Source organism: Streptomyces sp. ALB3 (assembly GCF_044385685.1).
Taxonomy (GTDB): domain Bacteria; phylum Actinomycetota; class Actinomycetes; order Streptomycetales; family Streptomycetaceae; genus Streptomyces.
Window position 1 is genome coordinate 526303 of record NZ_JBISCE010000003.1, and the last position, 14361, is coordinate 540663.

14 protein-coding genes are annotated in these 14361 nt (G+C 70.6%); 10 read left to right on the forward strand and 4 right to left on the reverse strand.

What is annotated here, in order from left to right:
• Positions 1 to 211: 211 nt before the first annotated feature.
• The 5 genes from ACHFIV_RS04280 (at position 212) to ACHFIV_RS04300 (ending at position 4174) form a co-directional block, all read left to right on the forward strand.
• Positions 212 to 2434, forward strand: a complete 2223-nt coding sequence (locus ACHFIV_RS04280; RefSeq protein ID WP_398963614.1) for an ATP-dependent DNA helicase UvrD2 — start codon at positions 212 to 214, stop codon at positions 2432 to 2434.
• A gap of 167 nt (positions 2435 to 2601) precedes the next feature.
• The gene (locus ACHFIV_RS04285; RefSeq protein ID WP_398963616.1) at positions 2602 to 2934 is read left to right on the forward strand and encodes a hypothetical protein; all 333 of its coding nucleotides are present in this window, start codon (positions 2602 to 2604) and stop codon (positions 2932 to 2934) included.
• Between the two features lie 170 nt (positions 2935 to 3104).
• Positions 3105 to 3473: a WhiB family transcriptional regulator gene (locus ACHFIV_RS04290; protein WP_033298139.1), complete on the forward strand. Its 369-nt coding sequence runs from the start codon at positions 3105 to 3107 to the stop codon at positions 3471 to 3473.
• On the forward strand, positions 3470 to 3829 hold the full coding sequence (locus ACHFIV_RS04295; protein ID WP_398963619.1) for a hypothetical protein: 360 nt from the start codon (positions 3470 to 3472) through the stop codon (positions 3827 to 3829). The genes ACHFIV_RS04290 and ACHFIV_RS04295 overlap by 4 nt, the downstream gene beginning before the upstream one ends.
• 141 nt (positions 3830 to 3970) lie before the next feature.
• Positions 3971 to 4174, forward strand: a complete 204-nt coding sequence (locus ACHFIV_RS04300) for a hypothetical protein (protein ID WP_398963621.1) — start codon at positions 3971 to 3973, stop codon at positions 4172 to 4174.
• A 155-nt stretch (positions 4175 to 4329) separates the two neighbouring features.
• Here ACHFIV_RS04300 and ACHFIV_RS04305 read toward each other — a convergent pair whose 3' ends face one another.
• Positions 4330 to 5748 carry an ABC1 kinase family protein gene (locus ACHFIV_RS04305; RefSeq protein WP_398963623.1) on the reverse strand — a complete coding sequence of 473 codons (1419 nt, stop codon included), beginning with the start codon at positions 5746 to 5748 and terminating at the stop codon, positions 4330 to 4332.
• A 64-nt stretch (positions 5749 to 5812) separates the two neighbouring features.
• Positions 5813 to 6952: a TOMM precursor leader peptide-binding protein gene (locus ACHFIV_RS04310; RefSeq protein ID WP_398963626.1), complete on the reverse strand. Its 1140-nt coding sequence runs from the start codon at positions 6950 to 6952 to the stop codon at positions 5813 to 5815.
• 179 nt (positions 6953 to 7131) lie between these two features.
• On the opposite strand from ACHFIV_RS04310, the gene ACHFIV_RS04315 reads away from it, so the two are divergent.
• The 4 genes from ACHFIV_RS04315 (at position 7132) to ACHFIV_RS04330 (ending at position 10907) form a co-directional block, all read left to right on the forward strand.
• On the forward strand, positions 7132 to 7755 hold the full coding sequence (locus ACHFIV_RS04315; RefSeq protein WP_398963629.1) for a M48 family metallopeptidase: 624 nt from the start codon (positions 7132 to 7134) through the stop codon (positions 7753 to 7755).
• A gap of 106 nt (positions 7756 to 7861) precedes the next feature.
• A complete protein-coding gene (locus tag ACHFIV_RS04320; protein WP_398963632.1) occupies positions 7862 to 9442 on the forward strand; it encodes a TerD family protein in 1581 nt (526 codons plus the stop codon).
• Between the two features lie 11 nt (positions 9443 to 9453).
• Complete coding sequence (locus ACHFIV_RS04325) at positions 9454 to 10134, forward strand: AIM24 family protein (protein ID WP_398963635.1); 681 nt, start codon at positions 9454 to 9456, stop codon at positions 10132 to 10134.
• Positions 10135 to 10151: 17 nt separating this feature from the next.
• Positions 10152 to 10907 carry an AIM24 family protein gene (locus tag ACHFIV_RS04330; RefSeq protein WP_398963638.1) on the forward strand — a complete coding sequence of 252 codons (756 nt, stop codon included), beginning with the start codon at positions 10152 to 10154 and terminating at the stop codon, positions 10905 to 10907.
• Positions 10908 to 10975: 68 nt separating this feature from the next.
• Here the strand turns inward: ACHFIV_RS04330 and ACHFIV_RS04335 are convergent, their stop codons facing one another.
• Positions 10976 to 11521, reverse strand: a complete 546-nt coding sequence (locus tag ACHFIV_RS04335; RefSeq protein WP_398963641.1) for an NUDIX hydrolase — start codon at positions 11519 to 11521, stop codon at positions 10976 to 10978.
• Positions 11518 to 12966, reverse strand: a complete 1449-nt coding sequence (locus ACHFIV_RS04340; RefSeq protein ID WP_398963644.1) for a zinc-dependent metalloprotease — start codon at positions 12964 to 12966, stop codon at positions 11518 to 11520. Before ACHFIV_RS04340 ends, ACHFIV_RS04335 begins: the two co-directional genes overlap by 4 nt.
• A 191-nt stretch (positions 12967 to 13157) precedes the next feature.
• Here ACHFIV_RS04340 and ACHFIV_RS04345 point away from each other — a divergent pair, with 191 nt between their 5' ends.
• Positions 13158 to 14300, forward strand: a complete 1143-nt coding sequence (locus tag ACHFIV_RS04345) for an SDR family oxidoreductase (RefSeq protein ID WP_398963647.1) — start codon at positions 13158 to 13160, stop codon at positions 14298 to 14300.
• Positions 14301 to 14361 lie beyond the last annotated feature (61 nt).

A 14361-nucleotide genomic window follows, 5' to 3' on the forward strand; every position in this document is an offset into this window, starting at 1 on the left:
ACACGTGCGTCCACACGCCGTCCCGCATGAGGGGAACGTTTCTGACCTGACCGCAATTCCCGGCCCCGCGCGCCACGGGCACGGCACCCGCGGCGGCGGGGACGGCACCCGCGACCGGGTGGGACGGCACCCGGGCCAGGCCGGTGTGACAATGTGCAGCCCCTGTGGACAACCACCGCGGCGGCCTGCCCCGACCTGGCAGCATGGCAGGGTGACAGCAGCAACGCATTCCACCCTCTTCCCTCAGGTCCCCGAGTCCGCGGACGCCGTGCTGGACGGGCTCGACCCGGAGCAGCGCGAGGTCGCGCTGGCCCTCGGCGGACCGGTGTGCGTGCTGGCCGGAGCCGGTACGGGCAAGACGCGGGCGATCACCCACCGCATCGCCTACGGGGTGCGCGCGGGCATCCTCCAGCCGACGACCGTGCTCGCCGTCACCTTCACCAACCGGGCGGCCGGCGAGATGCGGGGACGGCTCCGCCAGCTCGGCGCCACCGGCGTACAGGCCCGGACCTTCCACTCCGCAGCTCTGCGCCAGCTCCAGTACTTCTGGCCGAAAGCAGTCGGTGGTGAGCTCCCGCGTCTGGTGGAGCGCAAGGTCCAGCTGGTCGCCGAGGCCGCCGCCCGCTGCGGGATCCGGCTCGACCGCAACGAGCTGCGGGACGCCACGAGCGAGATCGAGTGGGCGAAGGTCACCCAGACCGTGCCCGCCGACTACCCGGCCGCGGTCGTGAAGACCCAGCGTGACGCCCCGCGGGACCCGGCCGAGCTCTCACAGATCTACGCGATGTACGAACAGCTGAAGCGCGACCGGTCGGTGATCGACTTCGAGGACGTACTGCTGCTCACCGTCGGCATCCTCCAGGACCGCCACGACATCGCCGATCACGTGCGCCGTCAGTACCAGCACTTCGTCGTCGACGAGTACCAGGACGTCAGCCCCCTCCAGCAGCGGCTCCTCGATCTGTGGCTGGGTGACCGGGACGACCTCTGCGTCGTCGGCGACGCCGGCCAGACGATCTACTCCTTCACCGGTGCGACCCCCGACCACCTGCTGAACTTCCGGACCCGTCACCCCGACGCGACAGTGGTCAAGCTGGTGCGGGACTACCGCTCCACACCCCAGGTCGTCCATCTGGCCAACGGCCTGCTGAGTCAGGCCCGTGGCAAGGCAGCCGAACACCGCCTGGAGCTGGTCTCCCAGCGGGAGAAGGGCCCCGAGCCCGTGTATACGGAGTACGCGGACGAGCCCGCGGAGGCTGAGGGCACGGCGCGCCGGATCCGTGATCTGATCGCCGCCGGCGTCCCGGCCGGCGAGATCGCCGTGCTGTACCGGGTCAATTCGCAGTCCGAGGTCTACGAACAGGCACTCGCGGACGCGGGTGTGCCCTACCAGCTGCGCGGTGCCGAGCGCTTCTTCGACCGGCCGGAGGTGCGGGAGGCGGGTGTGGCACTGCGGGGCGCCGCGCGGGCCGGAGGTAACGACTCGCTGCTCGACGGTGCCGACGACCTGCCCTCCGAGGTGCGGGCGGTGCTCTCCACCAAGGGGTGGACCTCCAAGCCGCCCGCGGGCTCGGGAGCGGCTCGGGACCGCTGGGAGTCTCTCGCCGCTCTGGTGCGGCTGGCCGAGGACTTCGAGCAGGCCAGGCCGGGCGCGACGCTCTCCGACCTGGTGGCGGAGCTGGACGAGCGGGCCGCCGCCCAGCACGCACCCACGGTCCAGGGCGTCACGCTGGCCTCGCTGCACTCGGCCAAGGGACTGGAGTGGGATGCCGCGTTCCTCGTCGGGCTGACCGAGGGGATGATGCCGATCGCGTACGCCAAGACGGACGAGCAGGTCGAGGAGGAACGCCGGCTGCTGTACGTCGGGGTCACCCGGGCCCGCTTCCACCTCTCGTTGTCCTGGGCCCTGTCCCGGTCGCCGGGTGGCCGCGGGAACCGCAGGGCGACCCGTTTCCTCAACGGCCTGCGGCCAGGCTCGGCCGCGTTCGGCACACGCGGTGGTGCCGGGGGAGGCGGCGGCATCGACCGGGGCTCCCGCGCGGGCGCGGTCGGCGCCGGCACGCAGAAGCCGGCCCGGCCCGGCCGGAAGGGCCCCGTGCGGTGCCGTGTCTGCGGCAGGACGCTCACCGAGGCCGGCGAGATGAAGCTGATGCGCTGCGAGGACTGCCCCTCGGACATGGACGAGGGGCTGTACGAACGGCTGCGTGAGTGGCGCGCGGACCGGGCGAAGGAGATCAGCCAGCCCGCCTACTGCGTCTTCACCGACAAGACGCTGATGGCGATCGCCGAGGCGGCGCCGGGGAGCGAGGGTGAGCTCGTCGTCATCGCCGGGGTCGGCAACCGCAAGCTGACCAGGTTCGGGGCCGACGTGCTGGCCATCTGCGCAGGCCGGACGGTGGGTCAGGAACCGGGGGAGGACGACGGCGAGGTGTGAGAAAAACTCGTCGAGAAAATAGTTTGCGCGCGCAGCAGCAAGCACCATAGGTTCTTAACCACGGGAACAGCGACTTCTCTGAAGCCCTGACTCCGTGCTGTACTTATCCGAATACCGCAGGATCGGCCCCGGCCGGTCCCTTGAGACGCCGAGAGGAGGCGATTGTCGTGATCAGCATCATCAACACCATCAAAATGACCGATCCGTCGGTCGTCTCCGCCTGCTCGCTCGGCCTCACCCGCTCTTCCGCGCTCTCGCTTCGTGGCATCCGTGTGTCCGGCGTCTCCGCCGTCAGCCCGCTGTCCCTGGCGAGCCTGCCCGTGCGGGAACGCAATGAGCGACCGACCGAGGCACCGGAAGCAGCAGTAGTGAAGGGACAGGCCCAGGCCTATGCCTTTGCGGCAGCCGCAGCCGGTGCCGGAGCCAAGAAGCAGACGACGCAGCACCACCACACGATGTGGGCCTTCCGTGGGCCTGAACCCTGGAGTGATCCAGCCTGATACCCATCAGGCCGGCGCCTTCAGGGCCGCGGAACCCCACTCGGGATCCGCGGCCCTTTTGTTTTGTCCGAACGGATGAGACGAGACGAAGGAGCCTCGGGACAGCAGGACCTGGTACCAGCCGCCAACCGGCCAACAGGCCGGCACGACCAGACGAGGACAACGCCACCGTGCAACTCGAGACGCACGCCCCGTCCGTACCGCCTTCCGACACGATCTCCCCGCCCGGCCTCACGGAGGACTCCACCTTGATCCCCCTCACCGCGCTCACCGCGCTCGATGACGCCATCGAGAACCTCGGCGTACCCGTCCCCTGCCGTTCCTACGACCCGGAGGTCTTCTTCGCCGAGTCGCCGGCCGACGTCGAGTACGCCAAGTCCCTGTGCCGGACCTGCCCGCTGGTCGAGGCCTGCCTCGCCGGCGCCAAGGAGCGGCGCGAGCCGTGGGGCGTCTGGGGCGGCGAGCTGTTCGTCCAGGGTGTCGTCGTCGCCCGCAAGCGTCCGCGTGGACGCCCGCGCAAGAACCCGGTCGCGGCGTGACCGCCGGCCTGGGGGTCATGGCCCCCACACGAAGCAAGCGCATCGGCACCATCGACCGTCCCCAGACCCATGACCCCCGGAATCAGGCACCAATGACCACCACCACGAGGGAGCCTGTCGGCTCCGCGACCCCGGACGTCACCATCATCGGCGCGAACGACTCGCGTCAGAACAGGACCCGCGAAATGCAACTCATCCCAGAAGCCCTGGCTCGTGCCCATATGCACGACCGCATGAGGGAGGCAGAAGAGGGACGTCAGGCAGTCCGCCTGGTGGCCGCGCGGCGGATGCAGCGCCGCGCGGAGCGTGCCTCGATGCGTGCCCGCCGTGCGCTCGCCATGGCCGTCATGCACTGACAGATCCACCAGCACCACGGCTGCCGGGCCACCGCTCGGCCACCAGGCAGCCACCTCCCCACCTGCGGGGCCGGCCGGGACGGCCGGCCCCGCAGTGCGTTGCGGCGCGCGCCACCCGGCTCACGGCGTTATCGTCGCGAGGTGGACGAGGAGGCTCATCACCCCGCGGAGCCGGAGACCGGCCGCGTGTCGTGTGCCCGCTGCGGCACCCCCGCGGAGTCGGACGCGCCACCTCCTACGTGGCTCTGCTCCCTGGAGAACGGCAGCCGCCGGTACATCTGCGACGCGTGCGCCCGTGCCCACATAAGGGCGATCGAGAGCCGACTCGACTCCGCCTGGTGGTGACGGGGCGGTCGTGAGTGCGGTGGGCAGCGGCGCGAGCGCCGTCGGTGATGCCGAGGCGGTCCTGACACGCCAGGACGCGGGGTGACCGGGCGTCGTGGGAGCGGGCGGGCGCGACGTGACCGGACCGCCGAGGGTGCGGGACCGTCTCCCGTCTCCTACACCTCGACCGCCGTTCCCTCCTCGGCGCCGTCCTCGTCCGGCTCGTGCACGGGAAGGAAGCCGGGCAGCCAGGACTCGAGTTCGTCCCGCAGGCGGACGGTCGCACCCAGCTGGCACAGCACACCGATCGTGCTCAGCGTCACACGGTGTATCAGCAGGTAGGACGGGGGCAGATTCAACTGCTTGCCCAACTGGTGCGCCGGCGAACGGGGATCGGCGATCCGGGCGGCCTGGCTGCGCAGCCAGGAACGGGTGAAGGTGAACTCGTCCGCCTGCGCCGGCTCGATGATGGGAAGCAGGTAGTCGAGTACGGCGTCCGGTTCGAGATCGATCGACTCCTTGACGAAGCCGGCCTCACGCAGCATGGCGTAGACGGCATCGGCATCCCCTTCCAGCGTCATCCGCAGGGCTTCGCCGATGGTCTGCGGCAGACCCCCGGGGAGGCGGTCCACCGTGCCGAAGTCGAGGACCCCCAGGCGCCACCGGCCGGCGTCCTGCTCCGGGTCGTCGGCGTCGGTGCCGACGGCGAACGCATCCGCTGGGGGGAGCAGCCGGAAGTTCCCCGGATGCGGGTCCGCGTGCAGCAGACCGGTGCGAGCGGGCCCCGAGAACAGGAAGCGCGCCAGCAGCTGACCCGCCCTGTCCCGCTGTTCCGCCGTGCCGTCGGATATCACCTCCGACAGGGGTGTCCCCTCGATCCACTCCGTCACCAGCACCTGCTCGGACTGATGCACCACTCCCGGGATCACCACGTCAGGATCGTCCGCGAACTCCGCCGCGTGCTCCTGCTGGGCCCGCGCCTCGAGCTCGTAGTCCAGCTCCTCGGACACCCGGTCGCGCAACTCCGTGATGAGCGGCTTGATGTCCATCCCGGGCACCAGAGGGCCGAACAGCCGCGCGAAGCGGCTGAGTTGGGTGAGGTCCGAGAGCAATGCCTCGCCTGCGCCCGGATACTGCACCTTCACGGCGACATCGCGCCCGTCGTGCCACACCGCTCGATGGACCTGTCCGATCGAGGCCGCGGCAGAGGGCTTGTCCTCGAACTCGGAGAAGAGTTCCCGCCAGTCGTCGCCGAGCCGCTCCGCGAGCACCGCGTGCACGGTGCGGGTCGGCATGGGCGGGGCCGCCTCCTGAAGTTTGGTCAGAGCCGCCCGGTAAGGACCCGCGACCTCCTCCGGTAGCGCGGATTCGAAGACGGACAGCGCCTGTCCGAGCTTCATCGCTCCGCCCTTCAGCTCACCGAGCACTTTGAAGAGCTGGTCGGCGGTGCGCTGCTGGACCTCGCGTGCCACGATCTCGGCGGACTTCCCGCCGATCCGCTTGCCCAGGCCCCATGTTGCACGCCCGGCGAAGCCGAGCGGCAGGGATGCCAGCTTCGCGGTACGGGTGACCGCCTTCCGGGGAAGATCAGACATGTGCCCCTCCAGTTCCCAGACTGCCGTGCCGCGTGAGTATCCGGCTCCGCTCCGTCGGCGGCGGTCACCCGGCCATTGTGTCCCGCGTGGCGCCGGCCGCGGAGGTGAGCTCCACCTCAGTGTGCCCGGCGGCGCCGCACGGGCAGTCGAGGTGTGGTCGCAGCCTTTCCGACCGCCAGTCGAGCAGCGGCATGGCTGCCTCCCACCGTGCCCCCGTGCTGGCGGGGAGCTCCCCGTCGAGAAAGGACAGCGCGTGGGCCGCGGCGAGACCGGCCACCGCCGTCGCCAGACCCAGGTCGCAGGCCTGCACGTGAGCGCGTCGCCCGGAACGCCATTGCGCGAGCATCCGAGGCCATTGAGGGTCCGCCTCCGCACGGCGTAGCGCCAGGCAGCCCGCGCACCCGGTGCCTCCGGGCAGTACCAACGGTCCGACCACTCCTGTGGCCTCGATCACACCGGCGAAGAGGTGCGGCGTACCCGAAGCGATCCACGGTGCGGCGGTGTCCGGGTCGGGGGCGTAGACGGAGAGGCCGTCCCTCGGGGACACCACGATCAGGGACAGCGCGGGTTCGCCGGAACCCCCGCCGGCCCCTCCCGGCCGTGACGGTCCGCCGACGGCCGACCTGCGCACCAACTGCCGGGCCGCCGTGTCCCGGCGTTCTCCGACCGAGGAGGACGGGAGCCCGCCCGGCGCGACGTCCCACGGTTCGGCGCGTCCCCCGTCGAGCACCTCGACATGCCCCACCCCTGATCCGGAGAGGACCGCTGCGATCGCCGCGCCCACCCTGCCCGCGCCACGCACCTGCACCCGCATCGCGCGTCGGGCCGCGAGTCTGCGCAGCCCGCTGCCCGGAGCCGGATGGACGACGGAGAGGGCCGCCGCGTCGGGTCGCTGCCGCTCCAGGGTTTCGGCCCGCCGCCGTAAGGCATCGGCCTCCGGGCCCCCTGCGTCGAGATCGTCCAGCAGTCCGGCCTCCGTGAGGCGCGACACGAGAATGTCCACGTGACGGTCCGACAGATCCAGCGCACGTGCCTCTTCGCGCAGCAGGGGAAGTCCGCGTGTTCCGTCGAGCAGTTCCAGAAAGCTGCCGGTGGCGATATCCATCGGCCCCAGCGTTACCGCGTGCGCGGGTGTCACACCGAATTGCACGGTGTTCCGCCCACGCCAAGCCCTGCGGAGTGCGGGCTTCAACATCGGATGCATGGCTTCTCCCCAGCTCGGTGTCGATCCGTTGCCAGAATGCAACATGACAGCGAAACGGGTCGAAAGTTATCCACAGGCCGGGGTATTAGTCGTTCAAATGGTGCAAGGCGAGAAGTGGATCATTCCCGGGCCGTTGCGGAGGCGGGACTTCCCGCACCGCCAGCGGGTAACGTCGTGTCGTGCCCGCCGACTCCCCTCCCGGTCTCGCCGGGGGAACCCCCGCGCGCAGCGCCGGACGCCAGCAGCGCAGCGCAGCCACCCGGCAGCCCCGCGCATCCGTGATGAGCGCGGTGGAGGTCCGCAGGAGCGCCCGGCGCAGCAGGACCGTCTCCGCGTACCGGGAGGGTGATCGCACCATCGTGCTCATCCCGGCCCGGATGTCGGAGGCCGAGGAGCAGCGCTGGATCGGCGTGATGCTCGACAAGCTCGCCGCGCAGGAGAGCAGGCGGGTCATCGGCGACAGCGAGCTCACCGGACGAGCTGAGCGGCTTTCCGGCCAGTACCTCGGGGGCCGGGCGCGGCCGTCCTCGGTGCGATGGGTGACCAACCAGAACACCCGCTGGGGCTCCTGCACCCCGGCAGAGGGCAGCATCCGCCTCTCGCACCGTCTGCAGGGCATGCCTGAGTACGTCCGCGACTACGTCCTCCTCCACGAGCTGGCCCATCTGCTGGTTCCCGGCCACGGCCCGCGCTTCTGGCGGCTCCTGGAGGCCTACCCCCGCACCGAGCGCGCGCGCGGCTACCTCGAAGGAGTCGTGGCGGCCGCCCGGCTCCCGCATCTGCCCGCCGCCCGCGAGGAGTGACGCCGCCGATTCTGTACCGGCTCTGTACCGGCTTGGCTCATTGTCGTGGTTTGCGGTTAGCCTGACGCGACGCATTCACCTTCGGGATGGGGGACGGTCGTTACGCATGGCCAGGGAATTTCAGCGCGGCCACAAGGCCAAGATCAGTGATCTCACGTCAGGGACGGATCTGTACGTAGGGGTGCAGATCGCAGGCCCGGGCCTGACGTTCGACATCAGCTGCTTCGGTCTCGACGCCAACGAGCAGCTCTCCGACGACCGGTATTTCATCTTCTTCAACCAGCCGAAATCGCCTGAGGAGTCCATTCAGCTTCTCGGCGCCCAGGCCGGTGACACCGAATCGTTCCGCGTCACCCTCGACCGTATCCCGGCGAACATCCACAAGCTCTCCTTCACCGCGACTCTCGACGGTGCGGGGCAGATGTCACAGGTCGGTCCCGGATACATCCGGATCGTCGCGGGCGGCGAGGAAGTGGTGAAGTACGCGTTCACCGGTTCGGAGTTCACCACCGAGCGCGCCGTCATGCTCGGCGACTTCTACCTGAAGGACGTCTGGCGGTTCGCCGCGGTCGGCCAGGGCTTCGACGGCGGGCTCGACGCGTTGCTCAAGAACTTCGGTGGTGAGGTCGCCGAGGAGGCGCCCGCCGAGCCTCAGGGCGCCGCCCTCTCGTTCGCGCCGCCCGCCCAGGCCTCCGCGCCTCCCGCGTTCGGTGCTCCGGCCGCCCCGCCGCAGCCGGCACCGACGTTCGGAGCTCCGGCTCCCGCGCCGCACCAGCAGCCGATGCACGCCGCGCCGACCGTCGCGGCACCCATGGCGCCCGCGCCCCAGGCGCCCGCGCCGTACGGCCAGCCGTCCCAGCAGCCGCAGTTCGGACAGGTCCCGGGGCAGGCCGCTCCGCCCTTCGGTCAGCAGGCACCGGCCGCCCCGCCTTACGGCCACCAGACACCACCGCCGTTCGGCCAGCAGCCCCCGGGCATGCACCCGGGTGTGCCGCAGGGCGTGCCCCAAGGCGTCCCCGCGGGCGGCGCGGGCCTCACGGCGGCTCTGCAGCCCTACAAGGAGACGGCCACCGGGCAGCGCTGGACCTCCCAGAACCAGCAGCTCATGCGCGTCGACCTCACGATGGGCGGCACACCGGTGCTGGCCCGCCAGGGCAGCATGGTGATGTACCAGGGCAAGGTCGACTTCGGTTACAAGGGCGCCGGCTTCGCGGGCCGCATGGTCGGTAACGCGACAGGCCAGGAAATGCAGCTGATGCGCTGTACAGGCCGCGGCCAGGTCTTCCTCGCCGAGGCAGGGGCTCATCTCCACCCCATCGAGCTGCAGGGCGACGGCATCTGCGTCTCCGCCGAGAGCGTGCTCGCCTTCGACGAGTCCCTGCAGTACGAGGTCCGCAGGATCGAAGGGCACGGGATTCCCGGTGGCGCCCTGTTCACCATGCAGTTCCAGGGCACCGGCACCGTCGTCGTCAAGACCCACGGCGTGCCTGTCGTCCTGCCGGTGACACCGACCACGTTCGCCGACTGCAACGCCGTGGTGGCCTGGTCGTCCGCGTCCCAGGTGATCATCTCCAGCCAGGTCCGGCTGCGCCGCAACGCGTACCCGGGGCACAGCGGGGAGACAGTGAACCTCCAGTTCCGGGGAGCACCCGGGAACTTCATCGTCGTCCAGCCCTACGAGGTCTGAGGGAGCCCGTCATGAACCAGCAGCTCGCGGGCTTCGCCCCGACCCCCGTCACGGCCCGCATGGAGAACCACGGCCGCACGATGCTCAAGGTCGCCATGGCCACCGGCCAGGACCTCTACGCGCGCACCGGCTCGATGGTGGCCTACGAGGGCTTCATCCAGTACGAACCCAACCCGCCCGCCGTCCGCCAGATCGCGTCCCAGTGGATCACCGGCGAGGGCGCCCCCTTGATGAAATGCGCCGGCGACGGGCTGCTCTACCTCGCCGACTACGGCGCCGACGTGATCGTGATCAATCTCGACAACGACTCGCTGTCGGTCAACGGCACCAACCTCCTGGCCTTCGACGGCCACCTCACCTGGGGTGTGGAGCGGGTCAAGGGACTGGCCAAGTTCGCGGGCCAGGGCCTGTGGAACGTCGGCATCAAGGGCACGGGATGGGTCGCCATCACCTCGCGCGGCACCCCGATCGTCGTCGACTGCGGCCGTGGTGAGGACGAGACGTACGTCGACCCCGACGCTCTCGTCGCGTGGTCCCCGAACCTCAAGGTGAAGGGCAAGCGCAGTTTCAAGGCCGGTTCGCTCATCGGGCGGGGCAGCGGTGAGGCGTACCAGATGGCCTTCTCGGGCCAGGGCATCGTCGTCGTCCAGCCGAGCGAGGACAGCACGGACCGCCTCCGGATCCGGAACTGAGCGGGGGAGAACACATCATGCAGAGTCCGCTTTTCAGCCACACCGAACAGCAGTCGCAGGACCGCTACGCCATCCAGAATCCGCAGCTCCTGCGGGTCTCGCTGGCCGGCCATGACGACGTCCTCGCCCGCAAGGGCGCCATGGTCGCCTACCAGGGGCTCATGGAGTTCGACGGGGAGTACCAGTCGCAGGGCCAGCGCCGCGCCCGCAGGAACACGGGCGAGGGACTCGACCTCATGCGCTGCTCGGGGCAGGGCACGGTCTACCTGGCCAACCTCGCCCAGTACATCCATGTGGTCGACGTCGACCACGAGGGTATGACGGTCGACAGCGCCTACGTGCTCGCGCTGGACTCCTCACTGCACACCGAGGTCATCGCGGTGGACAGCCAGTACGGGATCTCCGGCACCGGCAAGTACCAGCTCAACATCTCCGGCAGTGGCAAGGTCGCTCTGATGACCTCCGGCCAGCCGCTGATGATGCAGGTCACGCCTGACAAGTACGTCAATGTGGACGCCGACGCGATCGTCGCCTGGTCGAGCGGGCTGAGGGTGCAGATGCAGGCCCAGACGCACTCCACCGGCGTCTTCCGGCGCCGGGGGAACACCGGGGAGGGCTGGGAGCTGAGCTTCCTGGGCCAGGGCTTCGCACTCGTCCAGCCGAGCGAGGTCCTGCCGCCGCAGAACGCCCAGATCGGCCAGGGGGCGGCGGCGCAGTTCGGTGTGGGCCAGCACGGTGCTCACAGCCAGAACCAGAACAACGCCTGGAACTGAGCCGCCCGCTCCCGTGGAGCTTTGGCGGCAAGGGGCGGTTCCCGCGTGGAACCGCCCCTCACCGGTGTCTAGCGCCGTTCACCCAGCCGTGCGAGGGTGCCCTCCATCAGCCTCACGACCGAGGCGTCCGCCACCGTCGCCACCTCGTCGTACGGGAACCAGCGCAGATCGAGGGACTCGTCGCTGATCTTTTCCACCGCCCCGGCGGACGCCGTCGCCGCGTACTGCACGTCGAGATGCCAGTGGCAGGGCGCCGGGATGGCATGCCGGTCCAGACGGACCGGCCCGCCGGGCAGCAGGGTGAGTCCCGCCATCCCGGACTCCTCGGTGGCCTCACGCAGAGCCGCCGCCGTCAGGGTGGTGTCCTGGGGTTCGCAGTGCCCGCCCATCTGCAGCCACATCCGCAGCTTCCGGTGCAGGGTCAGCAGGACCCTGCCGCGCTCCGGGTCGACCACCAGCGCGCTGGCCGTCACGTGGCCCGCTCGGCACGCCTTCCACATACCGTCGGGATGCTCGGCCAAGTGGTCCAGGTACGTGCTGCGCAGCTCCGCCTGCTGAGCGTCGCCCCCGTCATAGCTTCCGAGCACCGAAACGGTGTCCTCACGCAGGCTCACCGGCCGGTGTCGTCCTTGCCGTCGCTCTTCGGCTCGTCTCCGGGCCCGTCCTCGCCCTCGTCCTCCGCGGCGGGCTTCCGCGGCCCCTTCGCCGCTTCGCCGAGCATCTTGTCGAGCTCGGAGAAGTCCAGCTGCTCGTGGTGGACGAAGCCGTCCGGGTCGTCCAGGTCCTGGGCCGTCGGCAGCATGTCCGGGTGCTCCCACAGGCCGTCCCGGCCGTCGACGCCCCGTGCGTCCGTGAGAGAGGCCCACAGGCGCGACGCGTCCCGCAGCCTGCGCGGCCGCAGCTGGAGTCCGATCAGCGTCGCGAAGGTCTGCTCGGCGGGACCGCCCGAGGCCCGGCGCCTGCGCATCGTCTCGCGCAGCGCGTCCGCCGAGGTCAGCCGGGACTTCGCGGCCTCGTGCACCACCGCGTCCACCCAGCCCTCCACGAGGGCGAGAGCGGTCTCCAGGCGGGCCAGCGACGCCTTCTGTTCCGGGGTGTCCTCCGGCTGGAACATGCCCTGCTGGAGTGCGTCCTGCAGCTGCTCGGGCTGCGAGGGGTCGAACTGCCCGACGACGTCCTCGAGCTTGCTGGTGTCGACCTTGATGCCACGCGCATAGGCCTCGACCGCCCCGAACAGGTGCGAGCGCAGCCACGGCACGTGGGCGAAGAGCCGCTGATGGGCCGCCTCGCGCAGCGCCAGATACAGCCGGACCTCGTCCTGCGGGACGCTCAGGTCCTTGCCGAACCGCTCGACGTTCAGCGGGAGCAGCGCGGCCTTCCCGGCGGGGGCCAGGGGCAGACCGATGTCGGTCGAGCCCACGACCTCGCCGGCGAGCACGCCCACGGCCTGGCCGATCTGCTGGCCGAACATGGCACCGCCCATGGACCGCATCATGCCGATCAGGGGGCCGGCCATGGCCTGCATCTCCTCGGGCAGGACATCGCCCATCGCCAGGCCGACGCGCTCCGCCACCGGGTCCACCAGCTGCTGCCAGGCGGGCAGCGAGGCCTCGACCCACTCGGCGCGGCTCCACGCCACCGTGGAGACGGAACCCGAGGGCAGCGACGTCACTCCGTCCAGCCACAGGTCGGCAAGACGCAGCGCCTCGTCGACGGAGGACCGCTCCGCGGGGCCGACGCTCGCGTCCTTGCTGCCGTCCGTGGTGCCCTGCGACACCGTCTGGCGGGCGATCTGCTTGGCCATGTCCCAGTTGACCGGGCCGCCCTCGTAGCTCAGCATCTGGCCGAGCTGCTGGAAGGCCGCGCCCAGGTCGTTCGGGTTCATCGAGCCGAACATCGCGGCGAACGGGTTGTCCCCTCCCGCGCCGGGCCCGAAGCCGAACGGGTTCGCCGGCCCGCCCGGGCCCTGCCCACCACCGGTGGGGTCCTTCTTCTTGCCTTCGTCGCCGTCTTCCGGCTCCTCCGGCGGAAGGCCGAATCCGAATGGGGTGTCACTCACGGGTTTCCTCGGCTCGTAGGGCCGCCGGCTCGAACCGACGGCGACTGCCCGACATCACCATCCAGCGTAGACACCGAAGACCGCTCGGGCCCTCAGTGCTCCGCCGGCTCCCGGCCTGCGGCAGGATGGACGCCACCTGGTACGTACGCGTCATTCGGGTACGTACTGAAGACAACCGCTGGAGACGCCCGGTGAGTTCCCCAGATCCGCAGGTTCGCGTAGCGCGAAACCTGGCCGACCCCTCGCCCGAAAGCAAGCCCGCGAAAAATTCTTCCCGTGACCGCGGCCCCGTCGTCGCGGTCACCGGCGCCGCGACCGGTGTAGGTGAACTCCTCACCGCCCACCTCGCCGCATCCGACGAGATCAAGCAGGTCATCGCCATCGACGAGCGCCGCGGGGACGTCTCCGAGGCGACATGGCACATCCTGGACGTCCGCGACCCGGCCATCGCCGAGAAGCTGCGCGGAGCCGACGTCGTCGTCCACATGGCGCTCGACCTCGACCTGGAGACCGATCCCGCCGCCCGTACCGCGTACAACGTGCGCGGTACGCAGACCGTGCTGACGGCGGCGGCGGCCGTGGGCGTCCACCGGGTCGTGCTGTGCACCTCGGCGATGGTCTACGGCGCTCTTCCCGACAACGACATCCCGCTCGCCGAGGACGCCGAGCTGCGGGCGACGGCGGAGGCCACCGGCGTCGGCGACCTGCTGGAGATCGAGAGGCTCGGCCGCCGTGCGCCCCGCGCCCACCCCGGACTCAACGTCACGGTGGTGCGTCCCACGGTCCTCGTCGGTGGCACGGACACGGCGCTCACCCGCTACTTCGAGTCCCCCAGGCTCCTCGTCGTCGCAGGCTCGCGCCCGGCCTGGCAGTTCTGCCACGTCGACGACCTGGTGAGCGCCCTGGAGTACGCGGCCCTCGAGAAGATCGAGGGGGAGTTCGCGGTCGGCTGCGACGGCTGGCTCGAGCAGGAGGAGGTGGAGGAGCTCTCCGGGGTGCGCCGTATGGAGCTCCCGTCCGCCGTCGCTCTCGGTGCCGCGGCCAGGCTGCACCGGATCGGCCTCACGCCGTCCCCGGCGGGCGACCTCGCGTACACCATGCACCCCTGGGTGGTCAGCGTGAGCCGGCTCCACGACGCGGGATGGCGTCCCCGCTGGACCAACGAGGAGGTCCTCGCGGCGCTCCTGGCAGAGGTGGAGGGGCGCCACACGGTCGCCGGCCGGCGACTCGGCCGCAAGGACGCCACCGCGGCCGGCGCCGCGGGGGCGACCGTGGCGCTGCTCGGCACCGCGGCGCTGGTCCGACGGGCCCGGAAGGCACGCCGCCGCTTCTAGGCCGAGGGCGCCTGCTCACCCCGCCTGGTAGGAGGCTCCAAGCGGGCGGGCCTGCCATCGG

Coding starts and splice junctions, on each gene's coding strand:
- ACHFIV_RS04320 (WP_398963632.1), top strand. CDS start 7,862: ATGGCCAGGGAATTTCAGCGCGGCCACAAGGCCAAGATCAGTGATCTC.
- ACHFIV_RS04310 (WP_398963626.1), bottom strand. CDS start 6,952: ATGCATCCGATGTTGAAGCCCGCACTCCGCAGGGCTTGGCGTGGGCGG.
- ACHFIV_RS04325 (WP_398963635.1), top strand. CDS start 9,454: ATGAACCAGCAGCTCGCGGGCTTCGCCCCGACCCCCGTCACGGCCCGC.
- ACHFIV_RS04305 (WP_398963623.1), bottom strand. CDS start 5,748: ATGTCTGATCTTCCCCGGAAGGCGGTCACCCGTACCGCGAAGCTGGCA.
- ACHFIV_RS04330 (WP_398963638.1), top strand. CDS start 10,152: ATGCAGAGTCCGCTTTTCAGCCACACCGAACAGCAGTCGCAGGACCGC.